This is a genomic window from Pengzhenrongella phosphoraccumulans, from assembly GCF_045689905.1.
Lineage (GTDB): Bacteria > Actinomycetota > Actinomycetes > Actinomycetales > Cellulomonadaceae > Pengzhenrongella > Pengzhenrongella phosphoraccumulans.
The window spans coordinates 4766524-4793080 of sequence record NZ_CP144210.1; the positions used below are offsets into that span (position 1 = coordinate 4766524).

At 70.7% G+C, this 26557-nt stretch carries 33 protein-coding genes; 15 read left to right on the top strand and 18 right to left on the bottom strand.

What is annotated here, in order from left to right; all coding sequences use genetic code 11:
* Positions 1-24: 24 nt before the first annotated feature.
* On the top strand, positions 25-987 hold the full coding sequence (locus VTA80_RS22105) for a glycoside hydrolase family 43 protein (protein ID WP_407343214.1): 963 nt from the start codon (positions 25-27) through the stop codon (positions 985-987).
* Here the strand turns inward: VTA80_RS22105 and VTA80_RS22110 are convergent.
* The 3 genes from VTA80_RS22110 to VTA80_RS22120 form a co-directional block, all read right to left on the bottom strand.
* Complete coding sequence (locus VTA80_RS22110; protein WP_407343215.1) at positions 971-1216, bottom strand: hypothetical protein; 246 nt, start codon at positions 1214-1216, stop codon at positions 971-973. The genes VTA80_RS22105 and VTA80_RS22110 overlap by 17 nt on opposite strands.
* Before the next feature lie 186 nt (positions 1217-1402).
* Positions 1403-1882, bottom strand: a complete 480-nt coding sequence (locus VTA80_RS22115) for a hypothetical protein (RefSeq protein WP_407343216.1) — start codon at positions 1880-1882, stop codon at positions 1403-1405.
* Complete coding sequence (locus VTA80_RS22120) at positions 1879-2487, bottom strand: RNA polymerase sigma factor (RefSeq protein WP_407343217.1); 609 nt, start codon at positions 2485-2487, stop codon at positions 1879-1881. Before VTA80_RS22120 ends, VTA80_RS22115 begins: the two co-directional genes overlap by 4 nt.
* A gap of 223 nt (positions 2488-2710) precedes the next feature.
* Between VTA80_RS22120 and VTA80_RS22125 the strand changes: the two genes are divergently transcribed.
* The 9 genes from VTA80_RS22125 (at position 2711) to VTA80_RS22165 (ending at position 6197) form a co-directional block, all read left to right on the top strand.
* A complete protein-coding gene (locus tag VTA80_RS22125; protein ID WP_407343218.1) occupies positions 2711-3196 on the top strand; it encodes an Asp23/Gls24 family envelope stress response protein in 486 nt (161 codons plus the stop codon).
* A 14-nt stretch (positions 3197-3210) separates the two neighbouring features.
* Positions 3211-3603, top strand: coding sequence for a hypothetical protein (locus tag VTA80_RS22130; RefSeq protein WP_407343219.1), 393 nt, complete (start codon positions 3211-3213; stop codon positions 3601-3603).
* Positions 3600-3896 carry a hypothetical protein gene (locus tag VTA80_RS22135; RefSeq protein WP_407343220.1) on the top strand — a complete coding sequence of 99 codons (297 nt, stop codon included), beginning with the start codon at positions 3600-3602 and terminating at the stop codon, positions 3894-3896. Before VTA80_RS22130 ends, VTA80_RS22135 begins: the two co-directional genes overlap by 4 nt.
* Positions 3893-4072 carry a DUF2273 domain-containing protein gene (locus tag VTA80_RS22140; RefSeq protein WP_407343221.1) on the top strand — a complete coding sequence of 60 codons (180 nt, stop codon included), beginning with the start codon at positions 3893-3895 and terminating at the stop codon, positions 4070-4072. The genes VTA80_RS22135 and VTA80_RS22140 overlap by 4 nt, the downstream gene beginning before the upstream one ends.
* Entirely contained in the window at positions 4065-4439 is a 375-nt protein-coding gene (locus VTA80_RS22145) for an Asp23/Gls24 family envelope stress response protein (protein ID WP_407343222.1), read from the top strand. Before VTA80_RS22140 ends, VTA80_RS22145 begins: the two co-directional genes overlap by 8 nt.
* Positions 4436-5035 carry a DUF6286 domain-containing protein gene (locus VTA80_RS22150; RefSeq protein WP_407343223.1) on the top strand — a complete coding sequence of 200 codons (600 nt, stop codon included), beginning with the start codon at positions 4436-4438 and terminating at the stop codon, positions 5033-5035. Before VTA80_RS22145 ends, VTA80_RS22150 begins: the two co-directional genes overlap by 4 nt.
* A complete protein-coding gene (locus VTA80_RS22155; protein ID WP_407343224.1) occupies positions 5032-5601 on the top strand; it encodes a hypothetical protein in 570 nt (189 codons plus the stop codon). The genes VTA80_RS22150 and VTA80_RS22155 overlap by 4 nt, the downstream gene beginning before the upstream one ends.
* A gap of 88 nt (positions 5602-5689) precedes the next feature.
* The gene (locus VTA80_RS22160; protein WP_407343225.1) at positions 5690-5863 is read left to right on the top strand and encodes a CsbD family protein; all 174 of its coding nucleotides are present in this window, start codon (positions 5690-5692) and stop codon (positions 5861-5863) included.
* Positions 5864-5930: 67 nt separating this feature from the next.
* The gene (locus tag VTA80_RS22165) at positions 5931-6197 is read left to right on the top strand and encodes a GlsB/YeaQ/YmgE family stress response membrane protein (protein ID WP_407343226.1); all 267 of its coding nucleotides are present in this window, start codon (positions 5931-5933) and stop codon (positions 6195-6197) included.
* A 76-nt stretch (positions 6198-6273) separates the two neighbouring features.
* On the opposite strand, the gene VTA80_RS22170 is transcribed toward VTA80_RS22165, so the two are convergent.
* Both VTA80_RS22170 and VTA80_RS22175 read right to left on the bottom strand, forming a co-directional pair.
* Positions 6274-7713 (bottom strand): hypothetical protein, encoded by a 1440-nt coding sequence (locus VTA80_RS22170; protein ID WP_407343227.1) that lies wholly within the window; start codon positions 7711-7713, stop codon positions 6274-6276.
* Positions 7714-7913: 200 nt separating this feature from the next.
* On the bottom strand, positions 7914-8141 hold the full coding sequence (locus VTA80_RS22175; protein WP_407343228.1) for a hypothetical protein: 228 nt from the start codon (positions 8139-8141) through the stop codon (positions 7914-7916).
* Positions 8142-8290: 149 nt separating this feature from the next.
* Here VTA80_RS22175 and VTA80_RS22180 point away from each other — a divergent pair, with 149 nt between their 5' ends.
* Entirely contained in the window at positions 8291-8905 is a 615-nt protein-coding gene (locus VTA80_RS22180) for an alpha/beta family hydrolase (protein ID WP_407343229.1), read from the top strand.
* Positions 8906-8923: 18 nt separating this feature from the next.
* Here VTA80_RS22180 and VTA80_RS22185 read toward each other — a convergent pair whose 3' ends face one another.
* From VTA80_RS22185 to VTA80_RS22240, 12 genes are all read right to left on the bottom strand, one after another.
* Entirely contained in the window at positions 8924-9973 is a 1050-nt protein-coding gene (locus tag VTA80_RS22185; RefSeq protein ID WP_407343230.1) for a hypothetical protein, read from the bottom strand.
* Positions 9970-10245 carry a PEP-utilizing enzyme gene (locus VTA80_RS22190; RefSeq protein ID WP_407343231.1) on the bottom strand — a complete coding sequence of 92 codons (276 nt, stop codon included), beginning with the start codon at positions 10243-10245 and terminating at the stop codon, positions 9970-9972. Before VTA80_RS22190 ends, VTA80_RS22185 begins: the two co-directional genes overlap by 4 nt.
* Positions 10242-12230 carry a hypothetical protein gene (locus VTA80_RS22195; RefSeq protein WP_407343232.1) on the bottom strand — a complete coding sequence of 663 codons (1989 nt, stop codon included), beginning with the start codon at positions 12228-12230 and terminating at the stop codon, positions 10242-10244. Before VTA80_RS22195 ends, VTA80_RS22190 begins: the two co-directional genes overlap by 4 nt.
* A complete protein-coding gene (locus VTA80_RS22200; RefSeq protein ID WP_407343233.1) occupies positions 12230-13159 on the bottom strand; it encodes a hypothetical protein in 930 nt (309 codons plus the stop codon). The genes VTA80_RS22195 and VTA80_RS22200 overlap by 1 nt, the downstream gene beginning before the upstream one ends.
* Positions 13156-14055: a phosphatidylserine decarboxylase gene (locus tag VTA80_RS22205; RefSeq protein ID WP_407345838.1), complete on the bottom strand. Its 900-nt coding sequence runs from the start codon at positions 14053-14055 to the stop codon at positions 13156-13158. The genes VTA80_RS22200 and VTA80_RS22205 overlap by 4 nt, the downstream gene beginning before the upstream one ends.
* Entirely contained in the window at positions 14055-14660 is a 606-nt protein-coding gene (locus VTA80_RS22210; RefSeq protein ID WP_407343234.1) for a CDP-alcohol phosphatidyltransferase family protein, read from the bottom strand. The genes VTA80_RS22205 and VTA80_RS22210 overlap by 1 nt, the downstream gene beginning before the upstream one ends.
* Positions 14657-17233, bottom strand: coding sequence for a PEP/pyruvate-binding domain-containing protein (locus VTA80_RS22215; RefSeq protein WP_407343235.1), 2577 nt, complete (start codon positions 17231-17233; stop codon positions 14657-14659). The genes VTA80_RS22210 and VTA80_RS22215 overlap by 4 nt, the downstream gene beginning before the upstream one ends.
* On the bottom strand, positions 17233-17781 hold the full coding sequence (locus VTA80_RS22220) for a CDP-archaeol synthase (RefSeq protein WP_407343236.1): 549 nt from the start codon (positions 17779-17781) through the stop codon (positions 17233-17235). The genes VTA80_RS22215 and VTA80_RS22220 overlap by 1 nt, the downstream gene beginning before the upstream one ends.
* A 166-nt stretch (positions 17782-17947) precedes the next feature.
* Positions 17948-19456, bottom strand: coding sequence for a dihydrolipoyl dehydrogenase family protein (locus VTA80_RS22225; RefSeq protein ID WP_407343237.1), 1509 nt, complete (start codon positions 19454-19456; stop codon positions 17948-17950).
* 25 nt (positions 19457-19481) lie between these two features.
* Positions 19482-19697: a hypothetical protein gene (locus tag VTA80_RS22230; RefSeq protein WP_407343238.1), complete on the bottom strand. Its 216-nt coding sequence runs from the start codon at positions 19695-19697 to the stop codon at positions 19482-19484.
* 42 nt (positions 19698-19739) lie between these two features.
* On the bottom strand, positions 19740-20315 hold the full coding sequence (locus VTA80_RS22235) for a fasciclin domain-containing protein (RefSeq protein WP_407343239.1): 576 nt from the start codon (positions 20313-20315) through the stop codon (positions 19740-19742).
* Between the two features lie 166 nt (positions 20316-20481).
* Positions 20482-21228: a hypothetical protein gene (locus VTA80_RS22240; RefSeq protein ID WP_407343240.1), complete on the bottom strand. Its 747-nt coding sequence runs from the start codon at positions 21226-21228 to the stop codon at positions 20482-20484.
* 847 nt (positions 21229-22075) lie between these two features.
* Between VTA80_RS22240 and VTA80_RS22245 the strand changes: the two genes are divergently transcribed.
* From VTA80_RS22245 to VTA80_RS22260, 4 genes are all read left to right on the top strand, one after another.
* A complete protein-coding gene (locus tag VTA80_RS22245; RefSeq protein ID WP_407343241.1) occupies positions 22076-22336 on the top strand; it encodes a hypothetical protein in 261 nt (86 codons plus the stop codon).
* Positions 22337-22612: 276 nt separating this feature from the next.
* Positions 22613-23767 carry a hypothetical protein gene (locus VTA80_RS22250; protein WP_407343242.1) on the top strand — a complete coding sequence of 385 codons (1155 nt, stop codon included), beginning with the start codon at positions 22613-22615 and terminating at the stop codon, positions 23765-23767.
* On the top strand, positions 23764-24903 hold the full coding sequence (locus VTA80_RS22255) for a TerC family protein (protein ID WP_407343243.1): 1140 nt from the start codon (positions 23764-23766) through the stop codon (positions 24901-24903). The genes VTA80_RS22250 and VTA80_RS22255 overlap by 4 nt, the downstream gene beginning before the upstream one ends.
* A gap of 66 nt (positions 24904-24969) precedes the next feature.
* Positions 24970-25329 carry an AsnC family transcriptional regulator gene (locus VTA80_RS22260; RefSeq protein ID WP_407343244.1) on the top strand — a complete coding sequence of 120 codons (360 nt, stop codon included), beginning with the start codon at positions 24970-24972 and terminating at the stop codon, positions 25327-25329.
* Here VTA80_RS22260 and VTA80_RS22265 read toward each other — a convergent pair.
* On the bottom strand, positions 25311-26504 hold the full coding sequence (locus VTA80_RS22265) for a multicopper oxidase domain-containing protein (RefSeq protein ID WP_407343245.1): 1194 nt from the start codon (positions 26502-26504) through the stop codon (positions 25311-25313). The genes VTA80_RS22260 and VTA80_RS22265 overlap by 19 nt on opposite strands.
* Positions 26505-26557 lie beyond the last annotated feature (53 nt).

The following is a 26557-nucleotide window of genomic DNA, read 5'->3' on the forward strand; positions in this document are numbered from 1 at the left end:
CCTGACCGAGCCACCCCGAGCGCCATGGCCGCTGCCATCGCCCTGACCGTGTGCCTGTCCGGGTGCGCCAGCGCCCCAACCACCGCCACTGCCGGCACGAGCCCACCGCCCGGGTTCGTCATCGACCAGGACTTCCCCGACCCGGACCTGCTCCGGGTCGACGGCGACTACTACGCCTACGCGACCAACTCCGCCGCGGCCAACATCCAGGTCGCAACCTCACGCGACCTGACCAGCTGGACCGTGTCGGGTACCGACGCGCTGCCGATCCTGCCGACGTGGGCCGCACCGGGCAAGACCTGGGCTCCGGACGTCTCGGAGCCCTCGCCCGGGCGATTCGTCATGTACTTCACCGTCGCCAACACCACCCCGTCCACCCAGTGCATCGGTGTCGCGACCGCGACCTCCCCGGAGGGACCCTTCGTTCCCGAGGGCGACGCGCCGTTGCTCTGCCCGGTGGACGAAGGCGGAGCGATCGACCCGAGCACGTTCCTCGACACCGACGGCACCCGCTACCTCGTGTGGAAGAACGACGGCAACAGCCGCGCGCTCGACACGTGGCTGCAGCTCACCCCGCTGTCAGCCGACGGCCTGACGGTCGCCGGACCGACCACACCGCTGATCAAGCAGACGGCCACGTGGGAAGGGGCACTCGTCGAGGCGCCCGTCCTGGTACGCCACGGGTCGAGCTACGTGCTGCTCTACTCCGCGAACAACTACGGCGACGGCTCGTACGCGATCGGCTACGCCACCGCGCAGACGATCACCGGGCCGTACGTCAAACACCCGGAGCCGCTGCTGAGCACGGCATCCTCCGACGGACGCTTCACCGGTCCGGGAGGCCAGGACGTCGTCCAGGCACCGGACGGGACCGACTGGCTTACCTTCCACTCCTGGGATCCCGCTGGGGTCTACCGCGGGATGAACGCGGTGCCGCTCGGCTGGAACGGTGACGAACCGGTCGTCGTGCCTAAAGACCGCCGCTGAATTCGAACGGGTTTCCTGCCACAATCTCGGCGGCAGCGTTCTTCAACGTTTCGGGGGGCAGGTCCATCCCCCGGGTCGTGAGCTCGTTGTTAAGTTGTCCAGCGATCTCCGTCGCGGAGCGGCCAGCCGCAGGCCCGACGGCGACCGCCGCCTCATTGGCAGCAGCCAGAACAATGGGTGCAACCTTTCGTTCAGCTCCGGGATGCATTGTGATTTTTGTCGTTGTCATACCTCCAACATAGTCCCGCGTGACCAGATAGAGACCTTCTTCAGGTCTATTTGCTACCAAACCAGCACATTTCTCCTGGCCGGTGCGTCGTGGTCCACCCGAGCATCTGCAGCCGTCGATTCATGGACAGGGCGCAGCCGACGAGCACGCCACCGCTCCGGCGCAGGAGGCCGGTAGGCGACCGTCCTAGTCCCCGTGCACGTCCTCGACGTGGACCTCCATCGTGGTGACCGTGACGGGCGGCGTGATATCGCCGAGCAGCTCGCGCAGCCGCGCGGCGGCCAGGTCGCGCAGGGCGTCGGCGATGGGCAGCAGCGGCTCGCCGTAGCGGGCACTGATGAGCACGGTGATGCCGGCGTAGGTGTCGTCGGCACCGATGGCGATCGTGATGTCGTCGACCCGCGCGCCAGGCACGACCGAGAGGGCGTCGCGCAGGTAGGTGATGAGGACCTGCTCGCTGACGTGAATCGGGCCGCTGGGTGCTTGGGCTTGGATGGGCATCGATCGGCGGGTGATCTGCAGCGCGCGGGTGCGCACCCGGTCTGAGATCTGCACCCAGCGGGCCTCGGCATGCGCGCGGCTGGCGGCGATCGCGGCGTCCCAACGGGCATCGGAGACTCGGGGCGCGTCGGCTTCGTCTGATCGGTGGGCGTTCTGGGGGGTCATCGCCACTGCACCATCCTGACAGCCAAGGTCCCCCGCGCGCGATGCAGCTGTCCGCGCACGACGGCGGGACTGGTCTGCAGGACGTCCGCGATCTCGTCGTAGGACAACCCCTCCATCTCGCGCAGGAGCCACGCTGCGCGCTGACGCCAGGGCAGCTCGGTGAGCGCGAGCTCGAGGGCGGCGCGCAGCTCGGAGTCCTGGACCTGCTGTACGGGTTCGGCCTCCGGGGTGGCAGGCAGCGCCGTGAGCAGCTCGTCGTCGACGGCGATCGGGCGCCGCCGTCGGCGCGCGGACAGCACGACGTTGGCAGTGATCCGGAACAGCCAGGTGCGCAGCTGGGCGTCGCCGCGGAAGCCGGGCAGGTTGGCCCAGGCTCGCTCGAGGGCATCTTGGACGGTGTCCTCGGCGGCATCCTGGTCGCCGTCGAGCATGTTGACGGCGTACCGGAACATCGCCGCGGCGTGGCGGTCGAAGATGACCGCGAAGGCCGCCCGGTCCCCCAGCCCGGCGCTGCGTGCCAGCTCCAGGTCCGTGGCGTGCTCGATCGGCGCCGGGTGCGACATCTCGCCGATGTCGGCAGGGGTGTTCCCGCCCGCGTCGCCCACACGATCACCCCCTAGCAGCTCGCCGACCGCGTGGTCGGGGCATTCACGATCTGACTGGCCAACGAGGTCTCGACCCACCGAGCCGCACGATGTCGGCCAAGCGGGGCACGACCTTACCTGATAGAAAACTGTGATCTACACCACACCGCGGCGACCGTGACGATTGCGCTGAAACCGCATCTAACTCATTTGTACGCGACCAGTTTCGATGTGAGGAGATCCCGTGAGCGAGACCACGACCGACAAGACCAACACCACCCGCGTGCCCGGCAGCCCGTCCAGCGCGGTCGCGACGGCACCGGCGAGCCTGCTCGTCACCGAGCACGGCAAGACCACCATCTCCGACGCCGTCGTGGCGAAGATCGCCGGGATCGCGACCCGCGAGGTCTCCGGCGTGCACGCCCTGGGCGGCAGCACCGCCAGGGCCGTGGGCGCGTTCCGGGAGCGGATCCCGGGCGGGCGGACCAACCACTCCCAGGGCGTCTCGGTCGAGGTCGGGGAGCGGGAGGCGGCGGTGGACCTCGAGCTCGTCGCCGAGTACGGCGTGTCGATCACGGACCTGTCGACCGGGATCCGTCGCAACGTCATCATGGCGATCGAGCGGATGACGGGGCTGTCCGTGACCGAGGTGAACATCACGGTCCAGGACGTCTACCTGCCTGCCGACGACGAGAACGACGACACCGACGACGCCCCGCGCGTCCAGTGAACCCGCGGGACGAGGTGGCTGAGCTGCGCGCGGTGGCCGAGGTGCGCGCGGCCTCCTTCGACCTCGTCGCCGAGCAGCCCGTGCCTACGGACCGGGTCCTGCTCGCCGACGCGGTCGCCGCCGCGGCCCTCGCCGTGCCGGGAGTCGTCGCACTGCACACCGGGACGTTCGGCGAGGTCGCCACCTACCTCGCTGGACGCCGGGTGGACGGGGTGCAGCTCCGCGCCGACAGCTGCTCGGTCCACCTCGTCCTGGCCTGGGGCGCGCCGGTGCTCGCGACGGCCGATCGCGTCCGCGCCGTCGTCGGGCCCCTGGTAGGAACCCCGGTCGATGTCAGCGTCGAGGACGTCGTCGGGCCTGTCGGCTTGGGTACCGGACACCACGCCGGCACCCCAGGAACGCCATGACCGCACCACCCGACGAGGTCCGGGTGGCGTGGCGCGCTGAGCGGCGCCGCGCGGCCCGCGACCACCACCCGGACATCGGCGGGGACACGCAGGAGTACCTGCGTGTCATCACCGCGATCGACGCGAGGTACGGGCTGTGCGTCGATCCTGGCGGCACGCCGCGTCCCACCCGGGCACGGCCGACCACCCGGGTCGGCCGCCTGACCGCGACCCGGCGCGCGGCGCGCCGCTGGGTGCACCGCACGCGCCGACTGACTCGGAACGCTCTGCCCACCTGGAGGAGATCCTTATGACCACGTCCACCATCGGCCTGATCGCCGGCCTGCTGCTCGGTATCGCCGCCGCCGCCGGAGGATTCATCGGTTTTCTGATCGCGCTGGTCCTCGGTGCCATCGGGTACGGCGTCGGCGGGCACCTCGACGGCGAGTTCGACCTGGCCCACGTCCTGGGCGCGCGCCGACGTGGTTAAGACCGACCTGACGCGGCCCGCACCGAGCGACCGCGGCACGCTGGAGATCGCCGTGCGCGTGTTGGAGAAGGTCGCGAGGACCGCGGCGTCCGAGGTCGCCGGAGTCGTGAGCACCGGGTCGGGATTCGACCAGCTGCTCGGTCACCGCTACCCGAGCGCGAACGCGACCGTCTTGGGCAGTCGGGCCCGCATCCGGGTCGACGTCGCCGTGGCCTGGCCTTACCCGCTCGCGCCGGTCTGCGCCCAGGTCCGTGACCAGGTCCGCACCCGGGTGAGCGACCTCGTCGGCATGACGGTCGACGTGGTCGACGTGACGGTGTCCACCGTCGTGCATGTCTCCGCACCCGAGACCAGGAGGGTCCAATGACCACCGTCGAGCGACCCGCTGATGTCGCGCAGCCTCGTGAGGAGACTCCGCCCGAACCGTTGGCGGCCGCGAAGGCACCCTTGCGCCCGGGCGTCATCACCGCAGCCGGGGTCCTGCTCGCGCTGGGTCTGCTCGGACTCGGTGTCGTCGCCCTCCATGACGCCCTGATCGCCACGGGGCTCGTGGCCGGTCCGGCGTGGATCGACTCGGCCATCGCCGCGCTGGACCGGGCCGGACCCGCGCCGTGGATGGTTCCGGCCGGGATCCTGCTCGTGCTCCTGGGCCTGTGGGCGTTGGTCGTCGCAGTGCGCCCCCGGCCCAGCACCGGGGTCGCACTGGCAGCCCGCACCGGGGTGTACCTACGACCCCAGGACGTGGCCCGCATCGCGCGTGCGGCGATCGACGACGTCGACGACGTCGCGGCCGCCAAGGTGAAGGCCACCCGGCGCACCGTGTCCGTGTCCGTGTCCGCACGCGGCACCGAGACCGCCCAGGTTGCCGCCGACGCGCGGGCCGCGGTCGCCCAGGTGTTGCGCGCGCTGGCGGTCGCGCCCCAGATCCGCGTCCGGGTGACGTCCGTGGGGGGCCCCCGATGAGCCGGACCACGATCGGCCTCGATCGGGTCGTCCTGTTCATCGTGGCGATTGGTCTGATCGGGGTCGGCGCCGCCGGGATCGCCTGGTGGCTCGACCTGGTCAGCTGGCTGCCCGCCCAGATGGACCTGTCCTGGGCGCGCGACACGGTCGGGCAGTCGTGGTGGCCGTGGGTCGCCGGTGTGGCGGGCCTGGTCGCGGTGCTGGTGGGGTTGCGGTGGCTGATCGGCCACCTGCCCGACCGCGCCGTGGACGACCTCACGCTGTCGGGCTCCGACCCGGGAGGCAGGTTCCGCGCGGCCGCCAACCCCGTGGCCCGCGCGGCCGCACAGATGCTGGCCGGCGCCCCCGGCGTCCGCTCGGCCTCCGGCAAGGTCCTGCGCGAGCGGGGCCGCCTCGTGGCGCGCCTGACGGCGACCATCGAGACCCGGGCCGATCTGCAGGCCATCGCGACGACGGCCGACCAGCTCGCAGCCGACCTCGGGGCCGTGCTGGGCCGGGACGACCTGCAGTGCCAGGTCCAGCTCAAGACCGCCACCCGCACCCGGGCACAGCCCCGCGTCAGGTAGCAGCCCCCGCCCACTACGAGGCGACGGGACCACTTCTTTCGTGGACGCCGACCGGCGTCCGCTTCACCACCCCCACCAAGGAGCAACGATGAGCGCCACCGACAAGATCAAGAACGCCACCGAGGACCTCACCGGTCACGCGAAAGAAGCCGTCGGCAACGCGACCGGCAACGACCGGCTCTCGGCCGAGGGCCGCGCCGACCAGGCGAAGGCCGACCTGAAGAAGGCCGGCGAGAACGTCAAGGACGCCCTGACCGACTGATCCCACCCGCTCCGGCGGTTCGGCTACCCCAACACACCAGCAGCACCCTCACGAAGGAGTTCCATTCATGCTTTCCGCCATCATCTCCGCGATCATCGTCGGTGCGATCATCGGCGCCCTCGGGCGCCTGGTCGTGCGCGGCCGCCAGAACATCTCGATCCTGGCCACCATCGTCATCGGCATCGTCGCGGCGCTCATCGGCACGTTCATCGCCAACGCTCTTGGCGTCGGCGAGACCAACGGCATCGACTGGATCAAGCTCGTGATCCAGGTCGTCCTCGCCGCGGTCGGCGTGTCGATCTACACCGGCTCGCGCGGCCGGATCAGCGCCTGACCCGTTCGGAACCGAACACGAATGAGGAGTCGGGGACCGGCGACGTCGTCGGCCGGTCCCCGGCGCTCCACGGAGACTACGGCCGCCCAAACCGCGCGAAGTAGGGGTGGTAGATGATCTTGCTGGCGTCGGTGGCGTGCGCCTCGTACCAGACGGCGTACGCCGAGAACTTGCCGGTGCGGGGTGCGCTGCGGCAGGTCAGGTAGTCGCCGAAGCGGCGAGTGGTCCTGGTCGAGGCGTCGATGAACCAGACGACGAAGTCCCCCATGATGCCCATCGCGCAGTTCGAGTGGTCGGACGCACCGCCCCAACCCAGCACGATCCCGACATGGTCCCCGGCCCGGGCGAGCGAGGGGTACGCGAACGCGTAGTCGTCGTTCCAGACCGGGATCTCGCGCACGACCGAGCTGGTGCCGAGGTTAATCTCGACGTAGCGCACATGGCTCTGCTTGAAGTCGTGGCCGGCGCCGTTGGCCTGGCCGCTACTCGCGGTCCAGGCGAGAGCGAGGTCGCCGTTGGCGGTCTGGACGCCCCCCGTGACCGCGTTCCCGGGGAAGTCCCGCAGCTTCGTCAGCCAGTCGTTGCCGTCGGGCCCGGCGCACGACATGGTGCCGTTCGGCCAGGCAGCGACGGTGACGGTGTTCCAGGAGTAGGTGCCGGAGCCGTCGGGCCACCGGTACAGGAGCAGGTGAGAGTTGTCCTGGTGACCGGCCCACAGACCCTGGTCGGTCGTCTGCTGCACCAGGTGGGCGCCCCAGACGTTCTTGCCGTCCTCGGGGTCGGTGAACTCGAAGGTGACCGTGCCGCCCGCGCGCAGCTCCTCGAGCTGGATCCGCAGGGTCACGCGGCCCGAACCCAACACGTCGGTCGAGGCGTAGAGGTAGCGGTTGGAGTACGACAGATCCGGGTAATCCATGTCGGACGTCGACCAGCCGAAGTCCCCGGCCACGAAGTCCCAGTACGTCCACGCCGTGGGGTCCCGGCGAACCGAGTCCGAGGTCGCCACCGCGATCCGGAAGGCGCCTTGTCCCGCCGCGTCCGCGCCGTACTGGAGGAGCCAGACGAACAGATCGACCTTCGGCACGTAGAGGACCACCTGGTCGCAGCAGAATCCGCCGGCGAGGGTGTTGGGGAAGACGGTGTACGGGCTGAGCACCTTCCAGGTCGCCCCGCCGTCGGTGCTGACGTCGCAGCCCCAGTTGTAGCTGACCATCACGACGTCGTTCTCGGAGTCCGAGCCGCTCATGTCCGCTGCGCCGTCGAGCCCGCGGGTGACGGTGCTGGGGCCGCCGTAGTCGGTGATCCGCACGTCGCCATCGCCGGCGTCGTCCGCGCGCGCGACCTTCGCCGGGCCGGGGAGCTCGCGCAGCTCGCGTGGCTCGCGGCTCAGCGGGACCTCGACGTCGCGCTTGAGCTTCTTGCGCTGTCCCAGGCGCCGGGTGCGCGGCTTGGGGAACGGCTCCCCCTCGATGTAGGCGCTCTCTCGGGTGGCCACGCGGGCGCGGTTCTCAGGCATCATCGTCTCCCGGGTCGGGTGGTGGCACGTTCGACGACGGCACCGGGGGCGCGGTGCGCTCCGGGCCGAAGCCGTGCGTGTTTTCGGGTGGGTACGGTGCGCCGGCGGTGCGCGCCGCACTCTTGTGGGAGCGACGGGCCCGACCCCGCTCGGGACTGCGAGCTGGGTCGTCGTCCGGCTGCTCGGGCTGGCTCATCGACCTAGGCCGTCGCGGCCCGCCACCTGAGCAGGTCCCTCCTCGCCAGGACGCCCGAGACCACGGCGCCGAGTGCCAGGATCACGACGACGCCCCACTCCAGCGCCCCGGAGCCACCGTCGGGATCCGCGCCGGTGAGCCACTCGATCCACTCGGCGTTGATGGCGGTGACGACGGCCAGGACTCCGGCCACCAGCGCCAGGGTTGATTCGGCAACGATTCGTCTTGGCATGAGTTCTCCTCAGGGTTGCCTAAGGTCCGATCTTGCGACGATAACGCCGGTGGGCGACCGCGCGCAGAACTTCCCCACGCGTCGGGCGGGTCTGGCCGGAGGAGTGGCTCACCGCCCGGCTCGGCGTCGGGGGGTGGCAGCATCGGGGCATGGGCACGATCAACGTCGACACCCCGCACGGCGTCGCTGTGGTGCACCTGCACCCGGTCGACGAGCCCCGCGCCGCGCTCGTTCTCGGGCACGGGGCCGGCGGCGGCGTCGCCGCGCGCGACCTGGTCGCGGTCACGGATGCGGCGCGCGAGGTAGGTGTGACAGTCGCGCTCGTCGAGCAGCCCTACCGGGTCGACGGCCGACGCGCTCCCCCGCGGGCGCCGACGCTCGACGCCGCGTGGACGGCGGTCCTGGAGCGTCTGCGTGCTGACGAGCTCGGCGGGCTCCCGCTCGTGGTCGGCGGGAGGTCGTCCGGCGCGCGCGTCGCCTGCCGCACCGCGGCCTCCACCGGCGCGGTGGCCGTGCTGTGCCTGGCCTTCCCGCTGCAGCCCCCTCGGCGGGTGGGGGCCGCCGCCGCACCGAGCCGGTTGCCCGAGCTCGACGCGGTGGCGGTGCCGGTGCTGGTCGTGCAGGGCGACCACGACCGGTTCGGGTTGCCGCCCGACGGGCTCGCGCGGACCGTCGTCGTCGTGGCCGGTGACCACGCGCTCACCACGGACCTGGACGCGGTCGCGGCAGTCACGCGAGGCTGGCTCGCAGGACGATTGAGCTAGCGAGCGCCGCGCCCAGCCTTACAGCTCCCGGCGGAGCAGGACGTAGTCGTTTCGCGCGCGGATGTGGGCAGCGGCATACCCGCCGGTCGGATTGTCGACGTGGGAAAGGGCGCCGATCACCGTCGCCCGGCGCCGGACCATCTCCACGCTGAAGGAGTGCATCAGCGCCGAGCCGAGGCCGGGGTGCCTCGCTCCGAGGTAGAGCAGGACGTAGCGGTCGCTGCGCCAGCGGTGGCGGGCGACGGTGGCGAGCTGGAACGGTCGGGACGACGCCAGCCCGGGCCCGTAGTCGGGCAACGCCACGAGGAAACCCTCGGGTCGACCGTCTCGATATGCCATCCGGAGCACCGAGAAGTCGGCGATCAGCCGCATCGGGGCGAACAGTTCGCGGAACGTCTGTTCGGGGAGCGACCGGTACGTGGGGAAATCCGCGTACAGCTCCGCGAGCAGCCCGTGCAGGTCGCCCAGGAGCTGGTCCCACTCGGCCGGCCGGGGCGCACGGAGCTCGAATCCGCGGCGTTCGAAGAGCCTCGCGCGCTGCTCGAATCGCGGCACTACCAGGTTCCGGTCGGGGCGGACGGTGAACGCGCTGCGATAGCGATCCGTCTCCGCGAAGCCCGCCTGCTGCCACCAGCGGACATGGCTGGGCGGGTTGAGCGGTTCACCGAAGTACGGGCGCTCGTCGAAGCCGGTGACCTTCAGCCGGTACCGCCACCAGAAGGAGGCGTCGACCGGTCCGACGAGCGTGGTGCGACCGTCCGCGGCCGCAGCCTGTGCCGCCGCGTCGAACAGCTCCGCCGCGCTCAGGTCGTCGGTCGCCTCCAGGAAGCCGACGTACCCGGTGGTTTCGTCGCCGGGGTAGGTGGTCAGCGCGATCCGGCCGACGACGTCGCCGCCGCGCTCCGACAACCACGCCCGCAGGGTGAGCGTGCCGCTCAGCGGATGGGCCCCCGACAGCAGGGCCGCCTCGGCCGCCCCGGCCGGTTCGTACGTCCCGCGACGGTTCAGCTGCCCCGGCGACCGGACGAAGGAGGCCCGCTGCGCCGAATTCTTGACCGGCGCGATCACCGCTCCGGGTCCTGTTCGATGACCCGCACGATCCCGGCGGTGCCGTCCACCTCGACGACGTCGCCGTCCCGGAGCAGCCGCGTGGCCTGGTGCACCCCCACGACCATCGGCACGCCCAGCTCGCGCGCCACGATCGCGGTGTGGCTCAAAGGTGAACCGCGTTCCGCGATGACCGCTGTCGCGCCGGCGAGGAGAAACACCCAACCCGGGTCGGTCATCACGGTGACGAGCACGTCGCCGCTGCCCGGGCGCACGGCACCGGGATCCGTCACGATCCGCACCGTCCCCTTGGCGGTGCCACCCGAGACGGCGGTGCCCGTGAGGCGCCCGGGGTGGCGTCGACCGCCGCGGCGAGCGTCACCGGCGCGGCCGGTCGCCGGTCGAAGGGTTCGCCGGTGAAGACCAGCCGCCGGTAGTAGGGCAGCAGCGCAAACGCCGCCTGGTCGCGGCGCCGGGCGGCGATCGCACCGCGCAGATCGCCGTCGTCGCTGAACGCCTCATCACTGAACGCCTCGTCGAGCGTGAGCCAGAACACGTCGCGCGGCGCGTCGAGCCGACCGGCCTGGGCGGCGAGCTCACCGCTGCGGACGACGAGGTCGCGGGCCATCCCGTACACCCTTGTGCGATCCAGCCGCGACGACTCCCGACCGGCGATCGCGGCCCGTGCCCGGGCGACCAGCAGACGGAGCACCGGGTCCCGCGGCAGCGTGGGCGCCGTGGGCTCGGTGACGGGCCCCAGCGCTCCCGCGACCAGGAGCCTGACCAGCAGGGCGGGGTCCTGGCGCAGCGTCACCGACTCGAGCTTCAGCTCCTCGAAGCAGCGGTCCCCGTACTCCGCCAGGTAGGCCCGGAGCCGGGCGGGGTACTCCCCCTGCCCGTTCACGTACGCCCGTGCGGCGTCGTCGTCCATCGAGGCGAGCTCGGGCGGCGCGTCGGCAGCGAGCCGGCGCAGCTCGCCCAGCGGCTTCAGACTCTCCAGCACCCCGGTCGACACCCAGGCCCTGGCGTGGCCGGCCGGGTCACGATCCCGGCGCAGGGTCAGCCACCTCTCGACCAGAGCCGGGAAGACGAACGCGCGGACGTCGTTGAGCAGGGTGACGTCCCACTGGCTGAACAACCGGCGGTGCAGCCACTCGAACACCACGCCCAGATCGGTCGGACGGTGGCACGCGGCGAGCCTGGCCGGAAACGACGCCCGCTCGGCCTCGACTGCCGCCCGCAGCGTGACGAGCCCACGGGGAACCGTGGCCAGCTCCCGCAGCAGCCGCCCACCAACCCTGATCCGGGCGAGCCGGCTCAGGGCGATCGGCGGCTCGTCGTACTCACGGTCGGTGACGCCGAGCGAGTCCTGCCAGACCCGGATGTACCAGCGGGAGAAGGGGACCAGCTGCATCAGCCGGTACCAGTTGTCGATGCGGTAGTACATGCGCCCGGAGTGGGCCTGGACCATCGCGTTCACCGTGTCCGCGTACGCACCGACCACGCGAGGATCTCGGGTGATCCGCTCGGCCAGGCTGCGGAAGACGCCCTCGTAGGCCAGCGGGACGAACGACGCGGTGAGCGGGGAGACGAGTCCCGGGTACGACTCGACGATGTTCGACGAGTCGAGCGTCACCGACGGGCCGCCACCGAGAGTCGTGATCGGACGGGCCTGGAGCACCCAGACCTCCCGGTCGAGCACGGCAAGCTCGATGTCCAGCGGGTGACCGGCGTGCGCCTGCAGTCGCAGCCCCGTCGCCACCACCCCGTCCAGCAGCCAGGCCGGCAGCTCCGGCGCTCCGGGTGGGGACTCGGTCCAGGCCTGGCCGTCGGTGAGGTTCACATACCCGGTCGTGGCCGGCGTCTCGTCGGAGACCGCCGTCCCGACGCCCGCGGCCACGGTGACGACCGCCTCGTTGCGCAGGCCCGACGGGTTGGCAGTGAACAGGACGACCGACAGCTGCGCCGGCACCATCCGCTGCACCACCGCGGTGCCGTCGCCGACGCTGGCCAGGACCTCGACGAGCGCGGCGGGCAGGTCGGCGCGCGCGACGTCCAGCCGGGTCAGGTAGTGCCCGGCCCGGCTGAGCGGCCCGTCCTCGTCGAGGGCCGACGACCGCACCGCGACCGCGTCGGTCGCAGCGAACGTCCGGTCGAAGACGGCCAGCGCCTCGGCGGGCGGTACCGCACCCGGCCCCTGCCCGACGACGAAATAGGGCGGCACCCGTTCGCCCGCCGCGGTCAGCCAGGCGAGCCCCTCGGCCTTTCCGCCGAGCATCAGAAGTACCCCAGCGTGAGGTAGGTACCGACCGCCAGGACCATGAGGCCCTCCACCGTGTAGGTGTACCGGTCGACCTTGGGGGCGATAGCGAACGACTCCGGGTCGCGGAGCCAGATCACGATCGTCCGCGTGATCCACAGGACGTTCAGGGCGAGCGGGATCAGGGCGAGCCGGGACACGGCGAACACCAGGGTGAGGTTCGTGGCGATGTCGAGCCAGATCAGCGCCAGGACGAACTTGGCCGCCTTCTGGTAGCCCCACAGCTTCGAGTACGTGACGTATGCGGTCTCGTCCCGTGGCGCGCGGATCTTGCGGGCGACCTCCCAGATCAGGCCCGGGAAGTACATCGTCCACGCGAGCAGCAGCGTCGTGCGGGTGAACGGGTCCAGGTCGTACTTGATGACGCCGAAGCTGAGGATGTAGACGTTCAGCACCATCAGCACCGGGTTGTGCGTGATCAGGGCCAGGAAGAGGTTCGGCTGGATCTTGCTCTTCGCGAAGAACCACAGGCTCATCGCGGTGCCGTAGCCGAACAGCACCGCGAAGTACGGCAGGTTGTTCATGAAGGCGACGTTGAGCGCCGTCGTGACCGTCACGACGATCCCCAGCAGCACCCACAGATCGGCCTTGCGCACGCGTCCCGACGGCAGCGGGCGGTGCGAGAACAGCCGCAGGTCGACCTCGACGTCCTTGAGGTCGTCGGCCAGCCGCAGCACCAGCAGGAACGCGAAGACCGACCAGGCGCCGACGAGCTCCCCGGCACCGAGGTGGAACTCAGTCACGCCTTCGTTGAGGAGCAGGACGAAGTAGATCTCGAAGAAGAGGATCGCTGCCACGAGCAGGCGGGATCCGACCGGGAACATCTCCCTCAGGTACGTCCAGATCCGCCCGACCCGGGTCGGAGCCACGATCACTGACACGCTCATGCTTCTCCTTCTGCGGCGACGCCGATTCGTTCGCCCGCACGTACGCGGGTCTCCATGCCGTGCGCGGACCGAGCAACCACGTCGGGGTCGGGCACGACGGCCCCGCGCTGGCAGAGCACGACGATCGTCGAGCCGCCCAGCTCGAACCGTCCCTTGGGCGTGCCCCGCCGACACGTGGTGCAGTCGTGGTTGCGCACCCGACCCACGAGCATCGCCCCGACCTCGATCTGGGCCACCAGGCCATGCACCTCGCTGTGGACAACGGTGTACCAGCGCCGGTTGCTGACCAGCACGGGTCTGCCGTCCGCCCACGGCCCGACAGTGTGCAGCGCGCGGCCGGCGCGGCCGCGTGCCACGCAGCGGCCCGAGGTGACATGCACGAAGCGGTGGGCGTCGTCGACGGTGAGCCGGACGACGAACCACGTGCCCCCGACGAACCGATCGGCCATCAGGTCCCCACCGAGCAGGTCCGCGAGCGCGTACGAGATCCCCTTGACCTGCAGGCGACAGCCCGCATCGATCGGGCCCACCAGCAGCTTGCCGTCGGCCGGGCTGAGCAGGGCGGCGGGATCGTCCGGGACCGGTCGCGCGCCGGGTGCCCAGTCGCGGACGAAGAAGTCGGCGAAGCTGGTCCAGCCCTGCGGATGGCGATCGGTCACGGGCGGACGGACGACGTCGTCCAGCGTGACGCCGTACCTGGCGCAGAACGCCGGGATGCCCGCCGCCGACCGGCGACCCCGCCGGCTCAGGGTCAGCAGCTCCGACAGCAGGCGGCTGGTCGCCGCCGGGAGCAGCAGCCGACCGCGGCGAGTGCCGTACAGGAGACGCAGCGCCCCGCCTGCGACCTGGCGTTCGGCGTAGGTGCGTGCGCTGCGACGGTCCCAGACGTCGACCATCACAGGCCGACCACAGCCAGCGCGACCATGATCGCCACCGCTAGCAGGCCGAGGGCGACGTACGCCGCGCCGCGCGGCTTCGGGACCGGCACGTCGAGGACGAACAGCACGGCCAGCGCGGCGGTGACCAGGGTCAGGAGGGGGCCGAACGTCGCGCCCAGGTGCGGCCGCAGCAGCGCGGTCAGCGGGAGCACCAGCGCCGCGTAGGTGACCGGAAGTCCGTGGAAGAAGCGCCGCGGCGCGTCGTCCACGGCCGCCGCGACGGTGAAGTGCGTGAGTCGGGCCAGGCCGGCGACGGTGTACAGCGCCAGCACCGGCACCACCCACCAGTGGCCGACCAGAGCCGCGACCAGCACGACGGGGAACGCCACGAACGAGAACACGTCGGCCAGCGAGTCGACCTGGACGCCGAACGCCTGCTGCGCCTCGCTCCGGGACATGGCCCGGGCGACCGGACCGTCGAACAGGTCGGCCAGCCCGGCGACCACCAGGCAGGCCACCGCACCACGCAGGTGACCGCTGAGCGCCAGGCTCATCCCGAGCGCCGACGTCACCGCGCCCGCGTACGTGAGCACCACAGACGGGTGCCAGCTGCCGATGATCATCGAGCCTCGCTCAGGATGCGGACCTGTCCGGACGGTCCGTCGACGTGGATCGTCGCGCCGTCCGGGATCCGGGTGGTGCAGCCGGTGGCCGCGACCACGCAGGGGATGCCGTACTCGCGCGAGATCGTCGCCGCGTGGCACAGGATGCCGCCGTACTCGGTGACGAGACCCGCGATCAGGGCGAACTTGCTGGTCCATCCCGTGTCGGTGAACGTGGTGACGAGGATCTCGCCCGGGTTCAGCCGGCCGATGTCGTCCAGGCCGGCGATCACGCGGGCGGTGCCCGTGACCGAGCCGGTGCTGCTGCCGATGCCGCTCACGGCGCCCGGAGTGCCCACCAGCTCCTCACCGGCGCCGTCGAACGCGTGGCCGATCTCGTTCTCGGGCTCCCAGTTGCGGAACGAGTCGTAGTAGGCACGGTTGCGGGCGACCTGTCGGCGGAGCTCGGCACCGCTCATCGACCCGTCGAGGAACGCGACGAGGTCGAAAGCCTTCGCGAACCAGACGTCGTCGGCCAGCCCCAGGACCGACTCGGCGACCAGCACCTCGCCCAGCCGTAGGGACGCGAGCCGGATCAGGTGGTACTGACGGGTGGAGCAGTCGCGGAACTCCTCCCGCCACCACAGCAGCTCCCGGGTCCGGGTGACGCGCCGGGCGAACGCGGCGTACCGGCGCCGACCCACCTCACGACCGGCGACCCGTCGCACGAGCCGGTCTCGCGCGCGCGCCAACGTCTCGACGCGCCGCCGCGTGCGGCGACGGCCGTCGGCGTGCGGGTCGTCGTCGGGGTCGAGCCCGAGGGCGTCGAGGACCATGGCGACCACCGGGCGGTGGTCGGTGTCGAAGTCGGGATGGGTGACGTCGATCTCCCGCAGCGAGTGATAACCGAACCGCTCGATGAGGTCCCGCACCTCGCCGAGCCGATTCTCAGTCGACCCGGCGTCCAGTGCCGCAACGATCTCGTCCGGACGCGTGCTCCGCCACCAGGCCAGCTCGCCAGGCTCAGCTCTGACCCGACGCGCCAGCGCCAGGGCGCCGTCGAAGGGGCGCAGGTGGGAGACGTCGTCCAGGCCGCCGATCAGGTCGAGGTAGCCCTCGTGGCCGACCACTGCGACGATCGCGTCGCGGGCCAGGGCCAGGTGCACCTGATTGATGAAGACCTGCCAGAAGTAGATGCCCTCGCTCCGGTGGTAGTCGGTCACGACGATCTGGCGCCACAGCCGCGTGATCTCGACGGCGCCCGAGGCGTCGGCAAGCTCGTCGAGGCGAGCGGCGTACGTGGCCAGCAGCTCGCCTCGCAACGACGTCACGGTGGCGCGGCGTTCGGCGACGATCGCGCGCTGCCGCAGCGCAGCCCTGGCCACCCGGGCCAGCGTGCGAGGGGTGAGGGCCGTGACCGTACCGTCGCCGCCGTAGGTGATCTTGACGCCCAGCTCGGCGTCGAACGCGCGTTCCGGGTAGCCCGGGGCGACCGCCATGGCGTGCTTGACGACCGAGAGGTTCCAGTACACGCGGCCGAAGAACAGGTCACCGAGCCGACGCAGCTCACCGGGGCGCAGGAGCGCCGAGTCCAGCAGGTACTTCGGGAGCCAGTCCTCCCAGATGTACTCGTACAGGCTCCACATGAACGGGGTGCACACCGTCGACGAGACGCCGCTGTCCTTGAAGTTGGCGGTGGTCCACTGGTCGCGGATGCCCGCGTAGCCGAGGCGGGTGATCGGCCGGGCCTGCAGCAGCCTGACCTCGCCGTCGGCGATCGCCCACTCGACGTCGACCGGGAAGCCGTAGTGCCGCTGGACGCGCACGCACACGTCGGCCACCGCGTCGAGGTGCCCCGCGGACAACGGACCGTCGGCCGGGTGGTCCGCCGAGGGGGCGATCGTGCCGGTGGTGCGTCCGAACCAGTCCCGCACGTAGCGCACGGGCCGCACCCGGCCCGCCACCAGGTCCTCGCCCAGCCCGCGCACGGCCTCGATCACCAGCTCGGTGTCGTGGCCGGTCACCGGGTTGACCGTGAAGGTGACCCCCGAGACCTCCGCGTCGACCAGCTGTTGGACGAGGACCGTCATCGCGTCCGGGTCGACGGGCACGCCGTGGTCGAGGTGGTAGTGCAGGACGTGCTCGTCGAACAGTGACCGGTAGCAGTCCAGGACGGCGTCCGCGACGTCGGCGGGCTCGACCTCCAGCAGGGTCCGGTACTGACCGGCGAACGACAGCGCCGCGCCGTCCTCGGCCAGGGCGGAGGACCGGATCGCGAAGCGTCCGCCCGGCTTCCCGTCGAGCACGCGGATCTGGTCGGCAAGGTCCGCCAGCAGCTCCGCCGGCCACTCCAGTCCGGCGAGGGCCGTCGCGAGATCGACGACGACGTCGGGCAGGCTCGCCTTGTCCAGGCGACCGAGCGCGGCCAGGACCGCCTCCCGGCGACCGTTGTGCTCGACGACGCGGCGCAGCGCCGTCGCGGTGACGGCGAAGCCGGGAGGTACGTCGAAGCCGGCCGCAACCAGCTCGGCCAGGGATCGGCCCTTGCCCCCGAGGCCGGCGACCGGCGACCCGAGGTCGATGAAGAAGGCCATCACAGCGGGTGCTTTCGCAGGTGCAGCGCGTACAGCACAAGATTGAGCACCAGATGGGTGACTCCGCCGACCACCACGGTGACGAGCACGAAGGCCCAGCCCACCGGCGCGAACAGAAGAACCAGCAACGCACACCCGACCACGGAGTCGATCTGGTCGAGCACGACAAACAGCACCGTCCAGGCTCCGCCGTGCCGGGCGCCGGGGCTGATCCCCACCCGCCGCTTGAGGAAGCTGTTCGGAAGCTCGAAGACGGCATAGGCCAGGCCCTGCAGCGCGCCGACGAAGGCGTTGAACCCCGGCGTGTTGTCGTGGCAAGCGTAGAAGCAGTTGTACGGCTCCAGTCGGGTGCCGTGGATCAGCAGACCCCAGACCAGCCCCGCCAGGGCCCCCAGCACGACCATGCCGAGCAGGCCCTTCCAGGTCTTGTTGTCACCGAAGACCCGACGGCGATCGGCCAGGGTCGCACCGGCATCGATCGGACGGTTGAGCGCCCGGGCCCATGACGACGTCACCCACACCATGTTGAGGACCGCGGCGACGATCACCGGTGCCAGCGTGGTGTAGGCCTGAGCGACCAGGAGGCCGAGCGCCGGGGAATTCACCGGCTTAGGGTCCCATGCCCTCGCTCACGGGATTACCGCAGGTGGGAGGCCCTGACCGGGCGGCGTCGGACTTGTGGTGCCGTGTCCGTTCAGCGCGAGCCGGGCGAGTTCAGGCCGGCTGGCGCACCGTGAGGTCAGCACCCGTGCGCAGCAGGGCGGCAGCGGCGAGGCCGATGATCGAGGTGTAGGTCGGGTAAGCGAACTCCATCGAGGCGAGCGTGGCGACGTCAGCCCCGGCCGCCATCGCCACGGCCACCGCCTGGATCACCTCCAGCGCCTCCTCCCCGACCGCGTGAGCACCCAGCAAGCGCCTGTTGTCAGGGGTGGACACCAGTTTCAGGAAACCCGTCGTGCGTTGGTCGATCACGGCGCGATCGACCCGCGCATAGGGGACGGTCGCGCTCAGGGCGCCGGGGTGGCGAGCGAGCGCCTGATCTTCGGTCAGGCCTACCTGTCCGTAGTCCGGATCGGTGAAGCCGCCCGCGGGAAGCACTGAATGGTCAGTCCGCAGGTAGGAACCCGTCCGTGCGCCGACGACGGCGTTGGTCGCAGCCACGATTCCGCTCGCCTCGCCCGCCTGGACCAGTTGGGCCTCGCCGTCGGCATCCCCCGCGACGAAGATGTGCGCCACGTTCGTGCGCTGGTGCGCGTCGACCGGGATGCTCGTGCGGGTGGTCCGCACACCGGCGGCAGCCAGCCCGAGCCCGTCCAGGCGCGCCGGCCACCCGGCGCACACGACGACCAGTTCAGCGTCGACGTGCCTCTCGATCTTGCCGACGGGCCCGGTCAGCACGACCCGGCGTCGACCGTCGCCGAGCTCGTGGACGCTCCGGATTCCGCCGATCCCGGTGCGTACGTCGACCCCGACGGCGATGAAGGCTGCCTCGATCGCGTGGCTCACGTCGCGATCAGCTCCGGGAAGCACACGGTCGGCGAGCTCGAGCAGGGTCACGGCCACCCCAAAACCGCTGAACACCGTGGCGAGCTGCGACCCGGTCGCGCCGCTGCCGATGATGGCCACCGACGCGGGCAGCGCATCGAGGTCGACGATCCGTTCGGCCACCGTCGTGAGCTCGATCCCCTCGATGGGGAGCGTTCGTGAGCTCCCGCCCGTCGCGATCACGAATGCAGCGCCGGACAGTCGAAGCCCTGAACCCGCGAGCTCGATCGTGTGCGGATCGATGAACCGCGCTCGGCCCTGCGTGATCAGGTGCACCCCGGCTGCGTCCAGCCGGCTGGCGATGTCCTTCGCCGTGTGCACCTCCTCGATCGCGGCACGCACACGCGCAGCCGTGCGCGCCCAGACCAGGTTCGCGGCCGGGACCTCGACGCCGAAGTCGCCGGCTGTCCGAGCATCTCGCAGCACCCGGACGGTGCGGGCCAGGAGCCGGGTCGGCACGCAGCCCGTGTTCACACACGTCCCGCCCACTCGTGCCGCCTCCACGAGCACCGTTCGCGCGCCCAGCTCGGCTGCCCGCACCGCGGCGCTCACCCCCGCAGGACCCGCGCCGATCACGACGACGTCGTAGGTCCTTGGGGTGCTGGCTCGAGCCGGCCGGCCGGGGCTAGTCGCGAGCCGGACCGTCTTGTCGACGGAGCCGATCTGGCTGACGGTCATCGTTGTCTCCTGAAACGACAGGGCTCTACTTCTGGTCCTCCGCCTGCGCGACCTGTCCCGCGAGAGCGAAGAACGTCGGTGCCCACAACCCAATGAAGATGCCGAACCGCTCCGCGTGCGGGATGTCTCCGGAGCCTTTGGCCATCCGCCAGGTCGCGATGGAGGCGATGATCGACGCGAAACCGGCGACCTGCAGAACGTCACTGGAAATACCGAGCTTGTTCATCTGCTGCACGAGCATGGAATTCTCCTCAGATCCGGAATGGGTTTTGGAAGAGCTTGGTCAGGGCATGAGGACTGCGTCGATGACGTGAATGACACCGTTACTGGCTTCGATGTCGGTCTGGGTGACGTTGACCGTGTTGCCCTTGGCGTCGGTCAACGAGACGGTGCTGCCGTCGACGTTCACGGTGATCGGTGCACCATTGACCGTCTTGACCTCTTGGCCGTCCAGCGTGAGCACGTCGGCCGCCATGACCTTCCCGGGTACGACGTGGTAGGTCAGGATGCTCGTGAGGTCACCGGTGGGGTCCGCGAGAAGCGTGTCCAGAGTGCCCGCCGGGAGCGCAGCGAAGGCCTCATCGGTGGGGGCAAAGACCGTGAAGGGTCCCTCGCCCTTGAGCGTGTCGACCAGCCCGGCAGCGGTGAGCGCAGTGGCGAGCGTCGTGAAGTCCCCCGCAGCGACCGCGGTGTCGACGATGTCCTTCGCCATCATCGCGTCGGGGCTCGCCGTCTCCATCGGTGTCTCCACGGTCGTGGCGGCCGTCGTGGCCGTCTCGGCGGTGTCGGTGCTGCTGCAGGCGGCGGTCGTTGCCAGGGCAAGGGCGAGAACGGCTACCAGCGAGATTTGGCGGCGCATCGGGAGGTCCTTTCAACAAGTGGCGATCTTCTTGCCACCTCTACGAGCGCACCCGCGTCCGCAGATGCACCCTCGCCCCACCAACCGCTTCGGGCCTCGCGCTGCACGCCGCGCTGAGCGCGGATACACGTCAGGCTGCGGCTGCCGGTCCCGGTCGTGGCGACGGTCACCCCTGCGCGGCGGCACGCCAGGCGCTGAAGGAGCCGACGGGGCCGGCGTGCGGAGGCACGAGCCACGGCCAGGGATGCACGAGGGCGGGCCGCAGCACCCTGGCACGGGCGCGCCAGCCGGGCACCGGGGCGTAGGTCGTCGCCAGCTGCCGGCCGGCGAGCGCGGTTCGGGGGTCGCCCCGCAGCACGCTCACCTCGCGGCGCGTCCCGAGGTCGGCGAGCGACTCGGCGAGGAACACCAGCCGCCGTGGATCGAGCCGCAGCCGCGCGAGCAGGGGTGCGTCGAACACGAACACCGCGGGTAGGTCCCGGTGCGCGGCCAGGGCCGGGTCGTCGTCGCCCAACGACTCCGCCGTCAGCCAGACGACCGTGGGCGGGGGCGCTGTCGGGTCGGAGCCGGCGGTGGGGGCGACGTCGGGCACTGTCGGGCCGGTGGTCCTGGCCAGGTCGGGGTCGTGCCGCCAGCGGCGGTCTGCGTCGAGCCGCGTCTCGGGCGCCGACATCGTGGGCCAGGACTCGATCGGGCAGTCATCTCGGCGCACGCACCCGGCGCACAGTCCCGGCGCGCGGTTCTCGACCTGACGACGCGCGAAACCGTAGGGCTTGCCGGTGCCCGCGCCGACCGTCCAGGCCCACCCCAGCCGGTTGGCGGCGCGCGAGCCGTCAAGCAGGTGGCGGAAGAACAGGTCCTCGCCGTCACGCCACCCGAAACCCCGCGCACGGCCCAGTGCGACGCAAGCCACAGGCGGGCCTGGTTGGGGACCCAGCCGTCGCGCTCGAGCTCACCGACCGTGAGGTCGAGGCAGGCCAGGTCACGCGGCCAGCCGACGGCGGCCGCGGGCGGACCACCCGGCATGCGTGGGCTTACCGCGAAGCGGGTCGCGCCGGGCATCGAGGAACCGAACCGGGCGTAGACGTGGCGCGCATACTCCTGCCAGAGCAGCTCGTCGCGGAACTTGGTGACGTCGCGTGCGGGACCGCCCGCGACGTGCCGCCACAGGGCGGGCAGCCCGATCAGGCCGTGCCGCACGTACGGCGAGAGCCCGGAGGCACCCCGCCGCTCGGGCGGCCAGACCTCGTTGCGCCGCGCGGCGTAGCCCGCGACCTCGAACTCGGCCAGGTGTCGGTCCGCGGCGCGCTGCCCGCCGCGAACGGCCGGACTCGCGACGACGTCGGCGGCGGTGAGGTCGCCGAGATGGGTACGGACCCAGGCGACGGCCGTCTCCGCACCGACACCGGGCACCGGGAGCACGACGTCGCCAATCACATCGGTGACCCTACGACCCGAGGACGTCCGGATCCATGACCGCTGCTAGTCAGTGAGGTCGACGAACGCGACGGTGGGGTTTGCCGCCACCAGGCCGGCCATCTCGGCGCGGGCCTCGTCCTTCGTGGCGTAGCCGACGGCCAGCGCCGCGACCCCCCGGGCGGGACCCTGGGAGCGCCGTCGACCACTCGCCGGGCCGACCGCCTCGTCCCGAAAACAGCAACGAATGTTGTCGGGATTGGGATGCGTGCCGCAGTCTCATCGATGTGGACAAAGACGCCACGACTCCGCATAGCCCGCTAAGCACTTCAAGGAGCCCGACGATGTCAAACAATCGACCGACCCAACGTTCTTCAGCCGTCCCGCCGCCGAGCAAGCACCACCTCGCGCTCATGATCTGGCTGGCCGTCTTCCCCACACTGACCATCCTGAACCTCGTCCTCGGCGACTGGCTGCGGACCCTGCCGACCGTGCTCCGCACGCTCACGCTCGTGACGATCGCGGTACCGATCGTCATCTACGGCCTCATGCCGCAGCTGCATCGCCTCCGCGCCCGGCTCGTCATGCGTGGCGTACGAATGTGACACGCGCATCGGGCCACAGGAGGAGGTCAATTCCGTCCGGGAGGGCCGGTGTCTCGGGTCCCGCGACGTTGTTGCCGACCGCCGGGCCCTTGGGAGAGGGTCTTGCGACACCAGAGGACTTGCGTCAACACATGAAGCAGGCTTCACTGGTCTTGTTCGACGAAGGGGAGTATCCCCGAGCGCTGCGTCGTCAGGACGGCCCGCAAGGGCCCGGTGCAGCGGGCCCCGGCTGGGAGAGACCTTCGGTTGGCACGTCACCGACCGGAGGTATCCGCCATGACCCTGTCTCATCCCCACCCCGACCGTCCCGCCGCCCTTGGTCGCTGGACCGAACCACGGCACGTGCCCAGCCCACCACCAGCCGATCTGGTGGCTGCACTCCTGCGCGCGACCGGGCACCCGGCCCTGTCGGTACTGCTTCCCACGACGCCGGGCGCCGTGATGAGCGAGCCGGACCGGGCCGTGCTGCGCGGCCTGCTCGACACGGCCCGACGCCGGCTGCAGGCGCACGGCGTCGAGGACGCGCACGAGCTCGCGGATGCAGTCGCGGAACTCGCGCTCGAGTGCGCCAACCAGCCGACCGCGTCGGGTCTCGCGCTGTACGCCGCGCTGGGCGGGATCAACGTCAGCGTGCGACTGCCGGTCCCGGTCGCGGCGCGCGTGGTGGTCGACCCGACGTTCGCCACCCGAGACCTCGTGCGCGCGATGCACCGCACCCCGCGCCACGCGATCTTGGTGCTGGGCAGCCGCCAGGCCAACCTGCTCCACGGCGCCGGCGACCAGCTGCGCCCCGCGGGCGGCGGACGATTCCCGATGCAGGCCGTGCGTGACCGGCGCCGCGACGCGGCCCGGCCGGGGCTCGCCCGGGCCGACGCCGCGGCGTTCTGGCGCAACGTCGACGCGGCGCTGGGTGCCCACCTGCGACTGCACCCCTCACCGTTGGTGCTCGCGGGGTCGGCGCGCACCGTTGCGGGCTTCACCGCCATCTCGCGGCACCTCGACCGGCTCGCCGGAACGATCGAAGCGGACCTGGTCCACGAGTCTGCACCCATGCTCGCCGCCCGGGCCCGGCCCGTGCTCGAGCGCTACCTGCACTCACGCCAAGACGAAGCCCTCGCCCTGCTGGACGAACGCATGGGCACCCAGCGTGCGGTGTCGGGCCTGGCCGCGGTGTGGTTCGCCGCGCGGCACGAGCAACCCGAGATGCTGGTGGTCGACGACTCCCTCACTGTGCCCGCCAGGCTCAGCGAGGACGGGGACCTCGTCGAGCCGGTCCAGGACCCGACCGCCCCCGACGTGATCGATGACCTGATCGACGAGCTGATCGAGCTGGTCATGCACCGCGGTGGCTGGATCGCCCTGGCCCGGCCGGGCACCCTGGCCGACCACGACGGCGTGGCCCTCACACTGCGGCCGCGCAGCTGGCGATGACCCCGGTGGACGTCTCTTGGTGGGTCTGGGCGGGCGTGCTGGGCCTGATCGTGTCGATGCTGGCGGTCGACCTGTTCGCCCACCGCCACGCACATGTGATCGGCGTACGGGAAGCGGCCGTCTGGTCCGGCGTGTGGGTCGGGATCGGGGTCGCGTTCGGGGCCTGGGTGTGGTCCGTCTACGGCGCCGAGCGCGGCCAGGAGTACTTCACCGGCTACCTGATCGAGAAGTCCCTCGCCGTGGACAACGTGTTCGTCTGGGCCATCCTGCTCACCTACTTCGCGGTACCGCGCGAGTACCAGCACCGGGTGCTGTTCCTCGGCGTCGTGGGCGCGCTGGTGTTCCGCGGGGTGTTCATCGCCGCCGGATCGGTCCTGATCGCCAGCTTCGGCTGGATCCTGTACCTGTTCGGGGCGTTCCTGCTCTTCACGGGCTACCGCATGATCCGCCAGCGCAACGACCACCTCGATCCCGACAAGTCCCGCGCGCTGCGCCTGTTCCGCCGGTACGTGCCGATGGTCGACGCCTTCCACGGGCAGAAATTCGTGATCCGCGCCCGTGGCGTCGTGCTGGCCACGCCGCTGCTGGCTGTGCTGGTCTTGATCGAGGTCACCGACATCGTCTTCGCGGTCGACTCGATCCCGGCGATCTTCGCGGTGACCGATCAGCCGTTCATCGTGTTCACCGCCAACGCGTTCGCCGTCCTCGGCCTGCGGGCCCTGTACTTCCTGCTCGCCGACCTGATCCACCGCTTCGTCTATCTCAAGGTCGGCCTGGCACTGGTGATGATCTGGGTCGGGATCAAGATGATTCTCAAGATCGACCTGTACTACATCCCCACGACGCTGTCCCTGGCGGTGATCGCGACCATCCTCGCCGTCGCCATCGCCGCGAGCCTGCGCGCCACCCGAGGGCAGGAATCTCGCACCCCGGCCGCGGGCTTCCCACCGTTTCGCGCCGCCACCCCGGACGAGATGGCCGCGCTCGAACCGCTGTGGCGCCGCCCCCAGAGACGATCGCGCACTCGGTCTCTACCGGCGCCGCCGAAGGACCCCCTCGACGGTGCGTCCCGCGACACCGGCGCTGCGGACGACGCAGAACCGAGCGCCAGGCCTGAGCCGCGGGCCCGACCATGACCGGGCCCCGCCCTCGTGCCATCCTTCTGCCAGGCGGCGGACACGGGAGCGACGTAAGGAGACCCGATGACAGCGGAATGGACCTTCCTGACCAACCACGCGCATCTGCTGCTCGCCGTCGCCCAAACCCCCGACTCACGCGTACGCGACCTCGCCGCCATCGTGGGCATCTCCGAGCGAGCGACCCTGACCATCCTGTCTGACCTCGAGTCCGCCGGCTACCTGCACCGCAATCGGACCGGCCGACGGACGACCTATACGGTGCACTCCGGTCAACCCTTTCGCCACCCCGCCACCGCCAACCACCGGGTCGACGAGCTCCTGGCCATCTTTACCGAGCACGACCCTGGCCACCCCGTCCCCCGTCCGCTAGAACCGGGCCCACGCATTCGCCGGCCACCCGCCGGTCAGGAGATCACTCGGTAGCGGCCCTGCATCCCGGCCACGATGTGGTCATTCACATGGCAGTGGAACAGCCACGTGCCGACGTCGTCCGGCTGCATGTCGGCGACCATCATGCTTCCGGGCAGCAGCTCGGCCATGTCGGTGCGCATGCCGCCGATCGTCACGGTGTTCCCGTGCCAGTGCGGCGTATGCAGGTCGACCTCGGTGCCGAGTGACATGACGTACCACCGCACCCGCTGGTCCTTTCGCACCGTCGGCACGGGTCCGTTGCCGTAGACGTAGCCGTTGATCGAGTGCATGAGGTTGCTCTCTTCGAAGCCCTCCTCGTCATCCAGGGGGACCGAGTGCGGCTCACCAGCGAGCTCCCGGAGGTTCTTGTCCAGGTAGAGGCTTTCGTTCTCGTTCTCCACGGTGAAATACGAGAAGATCTCGCGGTCGACGTCCAGCGGGGTCGCCGTCGCCGGATCCGCGCGTCCCCTGCCGGTGATGACCATCGCGCCGATCAACCCCGAGTTGGTGTCGGCCACCTCGTCGGTGTGCGAGTGGTACATCCACACGACCGAGGACCCGTCCATCGCCGCCGGCCCGGCGCGATCGGGGACGGCCCAGGTGTAGACGTGTTTGGCACCCGGAGCGACCGTGTCGTCCGCCTTCGCGGCGGCCGCGGTGCCGTCGGAGTATGGCGCCCCCTCCGCGTCCTTGCGGTAGAACACCCCGTGCGGATGCACCGAGGCCGGGAATGCCGTGTTGTTCTTGAATACGACCTTGATCGTGTCGCCGACGACGGCCCGCACGACCGGACCGAGCATGCCCAGGCTGTCGTCACAGATCCTGGCGGTTGGCGCGCAGTCCGTCGGCACGGCGATCGGATGGGTGAACGTCGCGTCCGTGTAGCCGCGGTAGAGCGATTTCCAGTAGCGGTGGCCGACCCGGTTCGGTCCTTGCTGCGTAAAGACCTCCTCGGACGGGGTGAACGGGTCTCCGGTGATGTCGTTGGTGCCGTCCGGGGCGTAATCCCAAAGCACCGGGTCTGCTGCAATGTAATAGGTACGCAGCTTTCCGGGAAGGTTCGCGGCCGTGGCCGCATCGGTTGCTTCGCCGTCTTCTGAGGCCGCGGACGAGATCAGAGCCCCGTACGCGGCCAAGACGACGATCGCAGCCACCGCAGTTCCTGTGACAGCACGCGTGAGACTCATCCTCATTCCTCTCGGTCGAAAGTGCCGATTCCCCCGCATTCACAGGTTACGCA